A 14,942-nucleotide genomic window follows, 5' to 3' on the forward strand; every position below is an offset into this window, starting at 1 on the left:
TTATAACATAACAATACTATTTCCCATGGCAAACCCTCTACGCCAAGACGGCTTGTGATCCAGCTCCCCGAATATCCAGGCAATTTCTTGCCCGCTGGGCAACTTCTTGCCCGACCCGGGCAAGAAGTTGCCTAAGCCAAATTAGCTTCGTTCACGCTAAAAAACTACAACCGCTTGTATTTAAACGGCTTTAAAGATAATGGCACACATGCTGCTCATATCGAACTGTCCATCGGGACATTTCATTCACATCGTCAAGGAGCAGACCATGCCGACTCCCTGCTATATCAGCATCCAGGGCCAGACCCAGGGCAACATCACCGCCGGTGCCTTCACTCCGGATTCCGTAGGCAACATCTACGTGGAAGGCCACGAAGACGAGATGCTGGTTCAGGAGTTCAAGCACGTCGTCACCGTGCCCACCGACCCGCAGTCCGGCCAGCCCTCCGGCCAGCGCGCCCACAAGCCGTTCGTCTTCACCGTGGCCCTGAACAAGGCCGTGCCGCTGATGTACAACGCCCTGGCTTCCGGCGAAATGCTGCCGAACGTGGAGCTGAAGTGGTACCGCACCTCCGTCGAGGGCAAGCAGGAGCACTTCTTCACCACCACCCTGACCGACGCCACCATCGTCGACATCAACCTGCGCATGCCTCACGCCCAGGACACCACCAAGGCTGAGTTCACTCAGCTGATGGACGTGTCCCTGGCCTACCGCAAGATCGACTGGGAACACAACGTCGCCGGCACTTCCGGTTCCGACGACTGGCGCGCCCCGATCGAGTCTTGATCGGCTAGCCCCGCGCCCCCACCCGCCGGCTCGCCGGGCGGGGGCGACGGTTCGCACTACGACGCCAGCGCTCCTCTCGAGCGCTGGCGTCGTGGTTTTTCAGGATGAGTAACGGCTCAAGCCGAGGCACCCCACTCGCTCATGATGCCAGCAGCAAATCAATAAATGCCAATAATAATATTTTGCATTATCGAAAGCGCCAGATAGACTGTTCCGACTGATGCAACATTCCGGTGACTCGACATGTATGACCTCGACGAGCTGCTCGCCTTCGATCACGTCATGCGTTCCGGCAGCCTGACCCGCAGCGCACGAGCTCTCGACCTGGCCAAGTCGACCCTCAGCCGGCGTATCGCCCAGCTCGAACGAAAGTTGGGCCAGCCCCTGCTGCGCCGACAGTCCAACCGGCTGCTGCCCACCGAAGCCGGCCACGCCTTTCATGTCTACTGCCGACAGATTCTCGAGCTTGCCGAGCAGGGCCGACAGGCGTTGGAAGAGTTGAACGAGGAGGTCAGCGGCGAGCTGCACGTGGTCGCGCACAACGCGTTGGCCCGCAGTTGGTTGTCCGCTCGGCTGACCGCTTTCATGGAGTGCCATCCTGCGGTGCGCCTCACTCTGCTGACCTGCGCCACTCCCAACCTGACCGCCGACAGCCAGGCCCTCACCGTGTGGCTGGGGGAGGTGCGCGGTGGCGAGCTGCGCCAGGAGGTGCTGGGCTGGCTCCACCGCGGCCTTTATGGACACCCGGACTACTTCTCTCGCCAGGGCCAGCCACAGCACCCTCGCGAACTGATACGGCACACCTGGATCGATCTGCTCGGCGAAACCGAGCAAGGGCTCACCCTCACCCACCGTGGGCAAGGCGGCGAGTTCCACTTTCGTCCACCCGAGTCGCGCTTCCGCGTCGATCAGCAGATGCTGCATGGCGATGCCCTCGCCAGCGGGCATGGCCTGGGACTGATGTCCGACTGGTTGGCACAGGCGCGCGAACGCGCTCACCCCGGCTCGCTCGTGCGTTGCCTGCCGGAGTGGGATGCACCGGCCGTGCCGGTCACGCTGCTGTACCCCTATGGCTTCCGGCCGCGGCGGCTGAGGGCCCTGCTGGCCTTCCTGCGTCAGTCGCTACCGAACGCATGGACACCAGGTCCAACCCCTCAGCTCGAGCCGACGAGCGTAGCCGGAAGCGAAGGTGTTGCCAGTCGCGCAACGCAACGTTGCCTGTCTTCCCCCTGAGCAAAGGGAGCTTTCGGCATTAGAATCACCTGCGTTTGATAATTAATATCATTTAATAATTTTTCATGCTCAGCAGGTGATCTCATGCTCCATGCCCGTCGCACCGCCCTGGCCGTTGCCGTCGCCAGCGCACCGCTCGCCTTCTCCGCCCAGGCGCAGGATAGCGCCCGCCTCGACAACGTCGTGGTGACTGCCGCCGGCTTCGAACAGTCGCTGCGCGACGCCCCGGCCAGCATCTCGGTTGTGACCCGCGAGGAGCTGGAGCGGCGCCAGTTTGCCAATATCGCCGAAGCCATCGCCGACATTCCCGGCGTCGACGTACGCTCGGGCGTGGGCAAGACCGGTAGCCTGAATGTCAGCATTCGCGGCATGCCAAGCAACTACACCCTGATCCTGATCGACGGCCGGCGCCAGAACGCCGCCGCCGACGTCACCCCCAACGGCTTCGGCGAAACCGCCACGAGCTTCATGCCGCCGCTGTCGGCCATCGAGCGTATCGAGGTCATTCGCGGGCCGATGTCGACCCTGTACGGCTCCGACGCCATGGGTGGCGTGATCAACATCATCACCCGCCGTGTCGCCAACGAGTGGAGCGGCTCGGTCAGCGCCGAGAGCACCTTACAGCAGCATCGCGAAGAGCCCAACTCCCAGGCGCTCAGCGTCTTCGCTTCCGGCCCGCTGGTCGAGGAGACCCTGGGCCTGCAGCTGCGTGGGCGGGTCTACAACCGCGGTGCGTCGGAGCGCCTGATGGAGGGTACGGGACGCGACCCGCGTCCGGCCGAAGGGGAGATCTACTCCATCGGCGGACGCCTGAACCTCACGCCGGACGACACCAACGAGTTCTGGCTCGACGCCGAGCGCGCCCGCCAATGGTACGACAACACTGACAGTCGCCTGGGTAGCCTCGATGGCAGCAACCCGAACAATCCCAACCAGGTCTACGGCTACGACGATCACATGCGCTTCAACCGCGACCAGATCGCCTTGGGGCATAGCGGACGCTTCGCGGCGGGCACCTGGGAGAGCAGCGTGACCCACGCCATCACCGAGACCGTCGGCCGCACCATTCCGCACCCCAACGCGGGGCCCGGCACGCCGCATCCCGCCCTGCCCCACGTACCGATCATCGGTTCGCCGCGTACCCTGGAGAACGAGCAGACCGTGCTCGACACCAAGTTCACCACCAACCTCGGTGCGCACATGCTCACCTTCGGCGGCCAGTACATGGAAGCGGAGCTGACCGACGACCTGGCACCGGACAGCTACGACGAATCCCAATGGGCGCTGTTCATCGAGGATGAGTGGTGGCTGCGTGACGACCTGGCGCTGACCCTGGGCGGCCGCTACGAGAACCACGACGCCTTCAGCGGCCACTTCACGCCGCGGGGGTATCTGGTGTGGAACGCCGACGACAGCTGGACCCTGAAGGGTGGCGTCAGCCGTGGCTACAAGACACCGACGCTCAACCAACTGAGGGATGGCATCAACAACGTCACTGCCCAGGGCGCCAGGCTGCTGATCGGCAACCCGGAGCTGCAGCCGGAGAAGAGCACCAACTACGAGATCGGCGCGCATTACGACAACCTGGCCGGCTTCTCGGCGGGCGCGACCTTCTTCCATACCGATTTCACCGATCGCATCGTCACCGCCAGCGAGCGTGCCGTTACCGGGCATCCGACCATTCCCGACGGCATCTATGACCAGGCGATCAACATCGGCGAGGCGCAAACCCAAGGGGTAGAGCTGGAAGCCCGCTATCGCTTCGACCCCGCCTGGCAAGTGCGCGGCGGTTACACCTACACCGATACCGAGATCAAATCCGATGAAGCGCGAGGCGCAAGCCTGACGCTGGCGCCCCGGCACAAGCTGACCGCTGCCGTGACCTGGGATATCAACGAGCGCTGGAGTACCACCCTGGAAGGCGAGCACTACAGCGGCCGCAACCGCTTTGCCTCCGCGCCGGAGGCCGGCACCCAGGATGCCGCTCTCGCCGCCGCCGTGGGCGACAAGTTCAAGAGCTACGAGCTGTTCAACCTGAGTTCCACCTACCGCGTGGCGGACAACGTGCGGCTGACCGGCACCGTCTACAACCTGCTGGATACCGATTTCGGCACCGGCACGACCTACGAGTACGCTGGCGACACCTACGCGGCCTATGAGTACTTCACCTCGGGCCAGTCCATCAACGGTTCTTACATGCCACGCCGCAGCTTCTGGCTCTCCGCCACCTACGAGTTCTGAGCGGCACTCGCCTGCCGTTTCGCATCGTTACCTTGGCCCCGCTCTGGCGGGGCTTTTTGTTGGGCTCTGGACGTCACTCATCTACGACCCGCAGTATCACCGAGTAGCGGTAGTCGTAATCCTGCAACGCTGAAGGGGAGCCCGCGTAGGGGGTGGTCACCCGCAGGTACCAGACACCGGCGTCGAGCTCACGTTCGATGCGGAAGTTGCCGTCGACACCGCTGTGCCAGTCACGTTCCACGACCTCGCCCTCGGCGTTCATCAGCTCTCCCGATGGCGCGCCCATGGCGGAGTCCCAGGGAAAGGTCTCGCTTTCCAGTACCACGCGGGTCGGCTCCTGCAGGGTGAAGGTGAAGTAGCGCATTCCCGTCGACATGACCTCGAAGGGGCGGTCGGGTGCCAGCGGGATGGCGTAGTCACGTGGATCGCTCGTGCCCGCACAGCCCGTCAGTAGCAACAGCATCGAGAATAGAGCAGCAACGCAGCGGCGCATGGCAGCCTCCTTTGCAGCTAGCGCGTTACCTTCAGCCTACTCCCAATAGCCGTTCCACGCCCAGCCAGATCAGACGCAGCGCCAGCAGGGTCAGGGTCCACTTGAAGAAGAAGTCGAAGCGATGGTCGGTCACCCGGTTCAGCAGACGCAGGCCCAGCCAGGTGCCGACGAAGCCCGCCGCGATCATGACCAGCATCAGCCCCAGCCAGTCGCGGAAGACGAAACCGGCAAAGCCGAAGATGAACGCCTTGGTGGCGTGTTGAAAGGTCATGCAGGTGGCGAAGGTGGCCACCCGCGGCAGCCGCTCGCTCATGCCGAGCTTGATGAACGAGGCGACCATGGGGCCGCTAGCGCCCACGAAACTGGAGAGCAGCGTAGTGAGCGCGCCGGCAATCACGGTGCCGGTGCGCCCCACCGCCCGCTGGGGCAAGCCCGGCCCCCAGCAGGAGTAGAGCACGAAGGCGGCGATGCACAGCTCCAGCACGCCGTAAGGCAGGCGGATCAACAGCCAGGCCGCCACCACCGCACCGAGGATCACCCCGGGCAGGAAGGCGGCGACGATGTCGCGGCGAACGTGCCGCAAGGTCATCACCGCCCTGCCGCCGTTGGAGCCGAGCTGCACCATGCCGTGCACCGGGATCAGCGCCGTGGCCGGCATCACCTGGGCCATGGCAATGATCAACAGCGTGCCCCCGCCGATACCCGCCGCCGCCGAGAGCGCCGAGGTCACTACCGAGAGCAGCACCAGGGCCAGGTTGACCCCGGCCGACAGCGGCGAGAGCAGCTCCAGCATCAGGCCGGACGCCTCACGGCAGCCTGCCCTCCTCGACGCCGTGACACGCCACCTCGCTGCCGTCGCTGCGGGCGATCAGCCGTGGTATCTCGGCCTTGCAGCGCTCGTTGGCATGCGGGCAGCGCGGATGAAAGGCGCAACCGGTAGGCGGATGCACCGGGTTGGGCACCTCCCCCTGGATCACGGTGCGCTCCTTGCCCACGCCCTCCAGCGACGGCACCGCGGCCAGCAGCATCTTCGAGTAGGGATGGTGGGGGTTCTCGAAGAGCTGATCGGCCGGGGCGATCTCGGCGATACGCCCCAGGTACATCACCGCGATGCGGTCCGACATGTGCTTGACCACCGCCATGTCGTGGCTGATGAACAGGTAGGTCAGCCCGTACTCGTCCTGCAGGTCGCGCATCAGGTTGAGGATCTGCGCCTGTACCGAGACATCGAGCGCCGAGGTCGGCTCGTCGCAGATCATGAACTCCGGCTCGTTGGCGAGCGCCCGGGCGATGGAGATGCGCTGACGCTGGCCGCCGGAGAACTCATGCGGGTAACGGTTGGCGTCCATGGCCGACAGCCCCACCTGCTCGAGCAGCTCGCCCACCCGTCGGCGGCGGTCGGCGCTGCTCATCTCGGGACGGAAGAAGCGCAGCGGCTCGCCGATGATGGTGCCCACCCGCCACAGCGGGTTGAGGCTGGCGTAGGGGTCCTGGAAGATCATCTGGAAGCGCTTGCGCACGCTGGCGGCCTGGCGGCCGGTGCGGCTCGCCAGGTCGCTGATGTCCTCGCCGTCGAACACCAGCTTGCCGCGGGTGAGGCCGTAGAGCCCCACCACCAGCCGCGCCACGGTGGATTTGCCGCAGCCCGACTCGCCTACCAGCGAGAGGGTCTCGCCACGGCGGATGGAGAAGCCCACGCCATCCACCGCCTTGAGCGTGAGCCGTTCGCTGCGCTCGATCACCCGGTTGAGCCAGGGCTTGGAGACGTCGAAATAGCGCGCCAGGTCCTGCGCTTCCAGCAGGATCTCGCCCTGCGCCGCGGTGCTCTTCTTGACTGCCGTATCAGCGCACATGGCTCACCTCCTCTCCCTCTGCGTCCTGCCGCGGCGGCAGCGGATCGACCGGGTCGTGCAGCCAGCACGCCGCCCGGCTGCCGCCGGCCGGCATCAGATCCGGGCGCTCGTCACGGCAGCGCTGCTGGGCGTGGGGGCAGCGCGGGTTGAAGGCGCAGCCCTCGGGAATCGCCGCCAGCCGCGGCATCGAACCCTCGATCTGATAGAGCCGCTCGAGGCGCTTGGCGATACCCGGGATCGAGGCCATCAGGCCCTTGGTGTAGGGGTGCTGCGGGTGGCGGATCACCTGGTCCACCGGGCCGATCTCGATCAGCCGCCCGGCGTACATCACCGCCACGCGGTCGGCGGTTTCGGCGATCACGCCCATGTCGTGGGTGACCAGCATCACCGCCGTGCCGTGGTCGGCGCACAGCCGCTTGAGCAGGGCCAGGATCTGCGCCTGCACCGAGACGTCGAGTGCCGTGGTGGGCTCGTCGGCAATGATGAACTCGGGACGCGCCGCCAACGCCAGGGCGATCACCACGCGCTGACGCATGCCGCCGGAGAACTGATGCGGATAGCTGTCGATGCGGTTCTCGGGGGCGGGTATGCCCACCTCGCGCAGCAGTTTGAGTGCCTCCTCGCGAGCCTCGCGCTCGTTCATCGGCAGGTGCGTACGGATCGTCTCGATCAGCTGGTCGCCCACCGAGAACAGCGGGTTGAGGCTGGTCAGCGGGTCCTGGAAGATCATGCCGATATGGCGTCCGCGCAGCGGCACGAAGCGCTCTTCGGGAAGATCGTCGATGCGCTTGCCCGAGAGGCGGACTTCGCCGGCAGCGATATGACCGGGCGGCTCCAGCAGCCGGATCACGGCGTTGCCGGTCATCGACTTGCCGGCACCGGACTCGCCCACCACACCCAGCACTTCGCCGGGGGCGATGTCGAAGGAGACGTCGTCCAGCGCCACCAGGGTGCCGTGGCGGGTGGGAAACTCCACCCGCAGATGGCGCACGGAAAGAACCGGCTCCTGCCCTGCGGTGCCAGGCTCGTGGCCCGCCACCGGGGCAGCGCTGAGCTGAGCCGGGCGTTGGTTATCGGAGCTTGGGGTTGAGGACATCACGCAACCAGTCTCCCAGCAGATTGACGGAGAGCGCCAGTATCAGCAGCGCCACACCGGGGAAGAGCAGGATCCACCACTCTCCCGAGAACATGTAATCCTGGCCCACCCGGATGAGGGTGCCCAGGCTCGGCTGGGTGGCCGGCATGCCGACCCCCAGGAACGACAGCGTGGCCTCGGCGATGATCGCCAGCGCCAGGCCGATGGTGCCGATCACCAGCACCGGCCGCATCACGTTGGGCAGGATGTGCTGGAACAGGATCTTGCGCGCCGGCAGGCCGATCACCCGGGCCGCCTGCACGTACTCCTTGCTCTTCTCCACCATGGTGGCGCCGCGTACCGCGCGGGCGTACTGCACCCAGTCGGAGAGGCCGATGGCGATGATCAGCACGATGATGGCCACTTCGGCGTGCATCGAACGCGGCAGAAAGCCGCGGATCACGCCGAAGATCAACAGCGCCATCAGGATCGACGGAAAGGTGAGCTGCACGTCGGCGATGCGCATGATCAGCGCGTCGCGCCAGCCGCCGCGGAAGCCCGCCAATAGGCCCAGGGCGGTGCCCATCACCAGGGCGAAGATCACCGCGGCGAAGCCCACCAGCAGCGAGATGCGCGAGCCGTAGAGAATCGCCGAGAAGACATCTCGGCCCTGGCTGTCGCTGCCCAGCAGATAGAAATTGCCGGTGAAGTCCGAGGTGGTCATCGGTGGCGTGAAGGCATCGATCAGCTCCAACTGACGCGGATCGAACGGATTCTGCGGCGCGATCCACGGCGCGAACAGCGCGGCGGCGAACATGATCAGCGTCACCAGGGTGGCGACTATCACCACCGGCTGGCGCTTCCACGAGTAGACGATGTCACTGTCGAGGAAGGTACGCCACTTGCTCGGCTTGGGCGGCACCACGGGCGCGGCGCTGTCGCGGGTCTGAACGTTCTGACTCATTTGCCACCTCCCTGGGCGCGCAGCCGCGGGTCGACGGCGTAGTAGAGCAGATCCACCACCAGATTGATCACCACGAACACCAGCGCGATCATCATCAGGTAGGCGGCCATGACCGGCACGTCGACGAAGCGCACGGCGGTGATGAACAGCGCCCCCACACCAGGCCACTGGAACACCGTCTCGGTGATGATGGCAAAGGCGATGATGGTGCCGAGCTGCAGACCGATGATGGTGATGACCGGGATCATGGTGTTCTTCAGCGCATGACGCAGATGCACCACCCGGTTGGAGAGCCCCCGCGCACGGGCGAACTTGATGTAGTCGGTGCTCAGCACCTCGAGCATCTCCGCCCGCACCAGACGCATGATCAGGGTGAGCTGGAAGAGCCCCAGGGTGATCGCTGGCAGGATCAGCGATCGCAGCCCGCTGGTGGTCAGCAGCCCGGTGGTCCACCAGTCGCCGATGCGCACCGTCTGGCCACGGCCGAAGGCCGGCAGCATGCCGAGCTCCACGGCAAACAGGTAGATCAACAGCACGCCGATCAGGAAGGTGGGCAACGACACGCCGATCAGCGAGGCGGTCATGATGAAGTTGGCCAGCCAGCTACGGCGACGCAGGGCGGTGTAGATACCCAGCAGAATGCCCATGACCACGGCGAAAATGGCCGAGATGATGGCCAGCTCCAGGGTCGCCGGCAGCCGCTCGAGGATCAGGTCGGTCACCGGCCGGGCCGAGCGATAGGAGATGCCGAACTCGAACTGAGCGGCATTGACGATGAAATTCCAGAACTGCACCACCACCGGCTGGTCGAGACCGAGCTGGGCCCGCAGCGCGGCGCGGTCGGCCTCGGTGGCCTCCTGCCCGAGCATGTTGAGCACCGGGTCGCCGACGTAGTGGAACAGCGAGAACGAGATGAGCGCGACCACGAACATCACGAAGATGGCCTGCAGTACGCGCTGGATCAGAAACGCTAGCATGGGATCACCAAATACGACGATGCCCCCGGCGGCTTGTGGCCACCAGGGGCGCGTCTCGAGAGACGTTTACTTTTTGAACTTCAGGTACTTGAAGTGCGGCGTATTCTCGCTCTGCACCTTGAAGTCGATGTCGTCACGCATCGACCAGGTCAGCATCTGATGGTGGATCGGGATGTAGACGATCTCGTCGTGCACGATCTGCCACGCTTCCGCGATCATCTCGTTGCGCGCCTCCTCGTCGACTTCCTGACCCATGGCCACGGTCAGCTCGTCCACCCGCTCGTCGGAGAAGCCGGTGAAGTTCCAGGTGCCGTGGTTCTCTTCCTTGGTGTGGTAGAGGTAGTTGAAGATGTACTCGGAATCCATGGTGGGCACGCCCCAGCCCAGCAGGTAGAAGTCGTACTCGCCACGCGCCAGCTCGGCGAAGTGCAGCGAGCGGGTCTGCGCCACCAGGTCCACGGTGATACCGATGCGCGCCAGCATGCTGACCACCGCCTGACAGATCTGCTCATCGTTGACGTAGCGGTCGTTGGGGCAGTGCAGAGTGACGCGGAAGCCGTCGCCGTAGCCGGCCTCTTCCATCAGTTCCTGAGCGCGGGCGGTATCCGCCTCGAGAACCTCGTCCATCTCCTCGCTGTAGCCGTTGACGAAGGGCGGCGCGATCATGCCGGCCGGCTGGGAGTTGCCGCGCATGACGGCACGCTGGATGGTGGTGGCATCCACCGCCAGGTTGATCGCCTCGCGTACGCGACGGTCGGCGAAGGGATTGTCGTCAGTGTCGGCGGTACGCAGCTGGGCCGAGCCCATGTCCATGCCAAGGAAGATGGTGCGGTTCTCGGCGCCCTGCTCGTTCTTGATGCCGTCGGCGTTGGCCAGGCGCTCGATGTCCTGCACCGGGGTCTCCTGGAGGAAGTCGACCTCACCGGAGAGCAGTGCCGCCACGCGGGTGGAGGCCGACTCGATGGGCGTGAACACCAGACGAGAGATCTCCATCGGATAGTGGTCGATGCCCCAGTAGTCGTCGTTGCGCACGAACACGGTGCGCACGTCGGGCTCGCGGCTCTCGACGCGGAACGGACCGGTGCCGTTGGCGTTGCGCACGGCATAGGTCTCTTCACCGGCGGCGTAGTTCTGCGCCTCTTCCACCCCGTGCTCTTCCGCCCACTCGCGGCTCATGATGAACAGGTTGGTGAAGTTGTTGGGCAGCAGCGGGTTGGGCTCGTGGGTCTCCACTTCGACGGTGTAGTCATCCACGGCGCGCACTTCGGAGATCGAAGTCAGCAGACCGCGCATGTCGGCGGGCTCGCGGCGCGCCCGGTCGATGGAGAAGGCCACGTCGTCGGCGGTCAGCGACTGGCCTTCGTGGAAGGTCACGCCCTCGCGGATCTTGAAGACCCATACGGTGGGCTCGTCTTCCTTCACGTGCCACTCGGTGGCCAGGCCCGGCTGGTAGGCCACGTCCATGTCCTGGAACAGCAGAGTGTCGAAGATCTGGTGGTTGACCGAGTGGGTCGGCCCCTCGTTCTGGGAGTGGGGGTCCATGGTCAGGCTGTCCGCAGAGCGGGTCCAGCGCAGGGTTTCGGCATTCGCGGCGGTGGCCAGCATGGCGCCGATCACGGCGGTGGCCAGTAAGGTCTTCTTGGGTAGCATCTTGTTATTTCCTCAATCAAGCGTTCGATGGGCAGCTGCCCTGGAGAGGTTTCTCCCATACCTTAGCCAAGAAAGCCAGAATTACCTCAGGATTGCTTTTCAGCGCTATTTCGACTGTGGACAGTTACATTTCCGGTGTTGCGAGCGATTCCTGGCAAACCGCTCGGCCGGCCTCGCCGCACTGACTACAGATAGAAACATTCAACTCGGGTGAACGACAATGAAACTGCTGACGACCCGGGTCGCCCCGGAGTGGGTCGACTACAACGGCCACATGAACGATGCCGAATACGCCCGCGTCTTCTCGCTGGCGGTGGACACCCTGATGGAGCGGATCGGCCTCGATGCCGAGGGCCGCGAGCGCCAGGCCTACACGCTCTTCACCCTGGAAACCCACCTCTGCTACCGGCGCGAAGCTCACCAGGGACAGGCGCTGGCCGTCGAGGTGCGGCTGCTCGACCGCGACGCCAAGCGCCTACACGTCTTCTTCACCATGAGCGACGAAGCCGGCGAGACGCTGGCCACCAGCGAGCAGATGCTGATGGGTATCGACACGGGCAGCCACCGCCCCGCGCCCTTTCCGTCCGGCGTGTTCGAAGCCATCGATGCGCTGCCGCAGGCCGAGCCCGACGCCTGGCCGACGGCGGCCGGGAGGCGTATCGGCATCCCGAGGTAAGACACACCTGAACACTTAATTGACACTAGTGTACACAAACATCTACTGTTGTCGGACAGACAACAAGATGGAGGCCCGGGCATGGCCAACGATCCGCTGCTGCAACCCTTTCAGCTCAAGCACCTGACCCTCAGGAACCGGCTCATGCTGACCTCCCACGAGCCGGCCTATCCCGAGGACGGCATGCCCAAGGCGCTCTATCGTGCCTACCACGTCGAGCGAGCCAGGGCCGGCCTTGGCCTGACCATGACCGCCGGCTCCGCGGCGGTGGCCAAGGACAGCCCACCGGTGTTCAACAACATCCTGGCCTACAAGGACGAGGTGGTGCCGTGGCTGCGGGAACTCGCCGATGCCTGCCACGAGCACGGCACTGCGGTGATGATCCAGCTCACTCACCTGGGCCGGCGCACCCGCTGGGACAAGGGCGACTGGCTGCCGGCGGTATCGGCCTGCCACCGCCGCGAACCGGCCCACCGCGCCTTCCCCAAACAGGTCGAGGAGTGGGACATCGAGCGCCTGATCCGCGACTACGCCGATGCCGCCGAGCGCATGCACGCCGCCGGCCTCGACGGCATCGAGCTGCAGGCCTACGGCCACCTGATGGACCAGTTCTGGTCACCGCTGACCAATACCCTCGAGGGACCCTACGGTGGCGAGTTGGACAACCGGCTGCGCTTCACCTTCGACGTGCTGCGTGCCATTCGCCAGCGGGTCGGTAGCGAGTTCATCGTCGGCGTGCGCTACACCGGCGACGAGATGCTGGAAGGCGGGCTGACGGCCAGCGACGGCATGGCGATATCACGGCGCCTGAAGGAGAGCGGCCTGATCGATTTTCTCAACGTGGTGCGCGGTCACATCGACACCGACGCGGGGCTCACCGACGTGATCCCCATCCAGGGCATGCCCAGCGCCCCGCACCTCGACTTCGCCGGCGAGATCAAGCGCCAGGTCGACTTCCCCACCTTCCACGGCGCAAAGATCCAGGACGTGGCCACCGCCCGCTACGCCATCGCCTCGGGCAAGGTCGACATGATCGGTATGACCCGCGCCCACATGGCCGACCCCCACATCGTGCGCAAGATCGTCGAGGGGCGCGAAGAGGAGATCCGCCCCTGTGTCGGCGCCAACTACTGCCTCGACCGCATCTACCAGGGCGGTGCCGCCTACTGCATCCACAACGCCGCCACCGGGCGCGAAACCAGCATGCCCCACAGCATCCCCAAGGCGGCGCAAAAGCGTCGGGTGGTGATCGTCGGCGCCGGCCCCGCGGGGCTCGAGGCCGCCCGCGTCGCCGGTGAACGGGGCCATGACGTGGTGGTGCTGGAAGCCGCCAGCGACGCCGGCGGTCAGGTGCGTCTCACTGCCCAGAGCGAGCGCCGCCGCGAGATGCTGGGCATCATCGACTGGCGCCTGGCGCGCTGCGAGGCGCTCGGCGTCGAGATTCGCTACAACGTCTGGGCCGAGGTCGAGGACGTGCTCGCCGAGCAGCCGGACGTGGTGATCGTGGCCACCGGCGGCTATCCCATGGAGGACCAGCCCGCGGTCGGCCATGAGCTGGTGGTCAACACCTGGGATATTCTCTCCGGCCACGTGGCGCCGGGCAAACGCGTGCTGCTGTTCGACGACGCCGGCGATCATGCCGCCATGCAGGCGGCGGAGATCATCGCCGCGAGCGGCGCCGAGCTCGAGATCATGACCCCCGACCGCACCTTCTCGGCGGAAATCATGGCCATGAACCTGGTGCCCTACATGCGCTCGCTGCAGCGCCCCAACGTCACCTTTACCCCGACCTACCGGCTGAAGTCGGTGCAGCGCGACGGCGGCGAGCTGCTTGCCGGGATTACCAGTGACTATGCCACCAGCGGACAGCCGGACCAGGAGCGGCGCATCAACCAGGTGGTGGTCAACTACGGCATCACGCCGATGGCGGACGTCTACTTCGAGCTCAAGGCGCACTCGAGCAACGGCGGCGAGGTAGACTACGACGACCTGATCGCCGGCGGGCCCCAGGCGGTCGTGCGCAACCCGCAAGGCCGCTTCCAGCTGTTTCGCATCGGCGACGCCGTTTCGTCGCGCAATACCCACGCGGCAATCTATGATGCACTACGGCTGGTGAAGGATATCTAAAGGCGCTTTACGAAAAGTGCCTGCGCTTGCCCATACGGCGTTAAAAATCGGCTTAAAGTACTCATTTACACCACGTAAACTCCGTCTTTTCACCGATTTTTGCCTTGCGACCCACAGGGATGTGGGAAGTGCGTTGGCCCGTAGGGAACGGGCCTAGCCCTGGCCTGCGCTCGACGACTTTTCGAAAAGGCCTAGTGAAAGGAGAGAGCGCCGAGATGCGAACCGCCACTGACAGCGATGCAAAATGGAAAGGCTCCCGCGAGGCCTGGCTCGACGCCGCCTTCGAGCTGCTGCTCGACTCCGGCGTGGATAGCGTGCGTATCCTGCCGCTGGCCAAGCGGCTCGATGTCTCGCGCACCAGTTTCTACTGGTTCTTCAAGGATCGCGAGGCGCTGCTCGATGCCCTGATCGAACGCTGGCGGGAGAAGAATACCCAAGGCCTGGTGCGGCAGACCGAAGCCTACGCCGAGAGCATTACCGAGGCGATCCTCAACGTCTTCGACTGTTGGCTGAACCCCGAGCTCTTCGACTCCCCGCTGGAGTTCGCCATGCGCAGCTGGGCGCTGCAGTCGGAAGCGGTAGCCAGGGAGATCGACGACGCCGACGAAGCGCGCATCGAGGCGCTGACCCGCATGTTCGAACGCTTCGGCTTCGAGCCGCTGGCGGCCAACGTGCGCGGCCGCACCATCTACCTGACCCAGATCGGCTACATCTCGATGAAGACCCAGGAGGCACTCGAGGTCCGCATGCAGCGCATTCCCGCCTACGTCGAGATCTTCACCGGGCAGGCGCCACAGCCCCGCGAGCTGCAGCGCTTCCAGGCCCGGCATGGCGTTGAGGTGGAAGCGCTCTCCCACTCCGGCTGA

13 protein-coding genes are annotated in these 14,942 nt (G+C 65.1%); 6 read left to right on the forward strand and 7 right to left on the reverse strand.

Annotation, left to right across the window (positions count from 1 at the left end):
• The first annotated feature begins 268 nt into the window (after window positions 1-268).
• From HOP53_RS17205 to HOP53_RS17215, 3 genes are all read left to right on the forward strand, one after another.
• The gene (locus HOP53_RS17205) at window positions 269-787 is read left to right on the forward strand and encodes an Hcp family type VI secretion system effector (RefSeq protein WP_234271173.1); all 519 of its coding nucleotides are present in this window, start codon (window positions 269-271) and stop codon (window positions 785-787) included.
• Window positions 788-1,030: 243 nt separating this feature from the next.
• A complete protein-coding gene (locus HOP53_RS17210) occupies window positions 1,031-2,020 on the forward strand; it encodes a LysR family transcriptional regulator (protein ID WP_234271174.1) in 990 nt (329 codons plus the stop codon).
• An 84-nt stretch (window positions 2,021-2,104) separates the two neighbouring features.
• Entirely contained in the window at window positions 2,105-4,261 is a 2,157-nt protein-coding gene (locus tag HOP53_RS17215) for a TonB-dependent receptor domain-containing protein (protein ID WP_234271175.1), read from the forward strand.
• A gap of 73 nt (window positions 4,262-4,334) precedes the next feature.
• On the opposite strand, the gene HOP53_RS17220 is transcribed toward HOP53_RS17215, so the two are convergent.
• The 7 genes from HOP53_RS17220 to HOP53_RS17250 all read right to left on the reverse strand — a co-directional run bounded on the left by HOP53_RS17220 (window position 4,335) and on the right by HOP53_RS17250 (window position 11,273).
• Complete coding sequence (locus HOP53_RS17220; protein ID WP_234271176.1) at window positions 4,335-4,754, reverse strand: hypothetical protein; 420 nt, start codon at window positions 4,752-4,754, stop codon at window positions 4,335-4,337.
• A gap of 31 nt (window positions 4,755-4,785) precedes the next feature.
• Window positions 4,786-5,547, reverse strand: coding sequence for a sulfite exporter TauE/SafE family protein (locus HOP53_RS17225; protein ID WP_234271177.1), 762 nt, complete (start codon window positions 5,545-5,547; stop codon window positions 4,786-4,788).
• Window positions 5,548-5,560: 13 nt separating this feature from the next.
• On the reverse strand, window positions 5,561-6,607 hold the full coding sequence (locus tag HOP53_RS17230) for an ABC transporter ATP-binding protein (protein WP_234271178.1): 1,047 nt from the start codon (window positions 6,605-6,607) through the stop codon (window positions 5,561-5,563).
• A complete protein-coding gene (locus tag HOP53_RS17235) occupies window positions 6,597-7,703 on the reverse strand; it encodes an ABC transporter ATP-binding protein (RefSeq protein WP_234271179.1) in 1,107 nt (368 codons plus the stop codon). Before HOP53_RS17235 ends, HOP53_RS17230 begins: the two co-directional genes overlap by 11 nt.
• Complete coding sequence (locus HOP53_RS17240; RefSeq protein ID WP_234271180.1) at window positions 7,678-8,646, reverse strand: ABC transporter permease; 969 nt, start codon at window positions 8,644-8,646, stop codon at window positions 7,678-7,680. Before HOP53_RS17240 ends, HOP53_RS17235 begins: the two co-directional genes overlap by 26 nt.
• Window positions 8,643-9,623, reverse strand: a complete 981-nt coding sequence (locus HOP53_RS17245) for an ABC transporter permease (RefSeq protein WP_234271181.1) — start codon at window positions 9,621-9,623, stop codon at window positions 8,643-8,645. Before HOP53_RS17245 ends, HOP53_RS17240 begins: the two co-directional genes overlap by 4 nt.
• 66 nt (window positions 9,624-9,689) lie before the next feature.
• Complete coding sequence (locus HOP53_RS17250; protein ID WP_234271182.1) at window positions 9,690-11,273, reverse strand: ABC transporter substrate-binding protein; 1,584 nt, start codon at window positions 11,271-11,273, stop codon at window positions 9,690-9,692.
• A 220-nt stretch (window positions 11,274-11,493) separates the two neighbouring features.
• Here HOP53_RS17250 and HOP53_RS17255 point away from each other — a divergent pair, with 220 nt between their 5' ends.
• The 3 genes from HOP53_RS17255 to HOP53_RS17265 all read left to right on the forward strand — a co-directional run bounded on the left by HOP53_RS17255 (window position 11,494) and on the right by HOP53_RS17265 (window position 14,942).
• Complete coding sequence (locus HOP53_RS17255) at window positions 11,494-11,949, forward strand: thioesterase family protein (RefSeq protein WP_234271183.1); 456 nt, start codon at window positions 11,494-11,496, stop codon at window positions 11,947-11,949.
• An 81-nt stretch (window positions 11,950-12,030) separates the two neighbouring features.
• Window positions 12,031-14,076, forward strand: coding sequence for an NADH:flavin oxidoreductase (locus tag HOP53_RS17260; RefSeq protein ID WP_234271184.1), 2,046 nt, complete (start codon window positions 12,031-12,033; stop codon window positions 14,074-14,076).
• Between the two features lie 215 nt (window positions 14,077-14,291).
• Window positions 14,292-14,942 carry a TetR/AcrR family transcriptional regulator gene (locus HOP53_RS17265; protein ID WP_234271185.1) on the forward strand — a complete coding sequence of 217 codons (651 nt, stop codon included), beginning with the start codon at window positions 14,292-14,294 and terminating at the stop codon, window positions 14,940-14,942.

Source organism: Billgrantia ethanolica, assembly GCF_021404305.1.
GTDB lineage: Bacteria > Pseudomonadota > Gammaproteobacteria > Pseudomonadales > Halomonadaceae > Halomonas > Halomonas ethanolica.